Source organism: Salinimicrobium oceani (assembly GCF_012037645.1).
The window spans coordinates 1-544 of the sequence record NZ_JAAVJR010000334.1; the positions used below are offsets into that span (position 1 = coordinate 1).

1 protein-coding gene is annotated in these 544 nt (G+C 34.4%); it reads left to right on the top strand.

Going from position 1 to position 544, the window contains the following annotated elements; translation table 11 throughout:
• Positions 1 to 544 (top strand): tyrosine-type recombinase/integrase (locus HC175_RS17035; RefSeq protein WP_168139528.1); only part of this gene is annotated, 544 nt, incomplete at both ends.

Here is a 544-nt window from a genome sequence, read left to right on the forward strand (position 1 = left end):
CAATTAGAGCAATTTACAATAGTGCTATTAAAGAAGATATTTATGTACCAGTTAAAAATCCATTCTCACTCTATCGGATCCCCTCAACAAAAAGAAACAAAAAAAAGGCTCTCACCAAGGAAAAAATAATGGCAATTAGAAACCTTAAATATGAAACCAATTCAAGCATATGGCATACAAAAAATTACCTCTTGAGTATGTTTAATTGTCGGGGCATGAATCTTATTGATCTGGCTAAACTCCAGGTAAAAAATATAACAGAAAACAGAATACATTATGGTCGTAGTAAGACTGGAGATTCATTATCCGTAAGAATAACAGAAGAATTGGCAGAAATTCTTGACTACTACCTCAAAAATAAAGGCCAGAATGATTTTATTTTTCCAATAGGTTATGATGGTTCTCCTGAAAGTTTCACCAAATACCGGTCCGACCGAAGATTAGTAAATAAACTTTTAAAAAAGATTGCAGATGACGCAGGTATCGAAGAGAGAATGACCTCCTACTATATGCGCCATTCATGGGCCACAATTGCCAAACATCT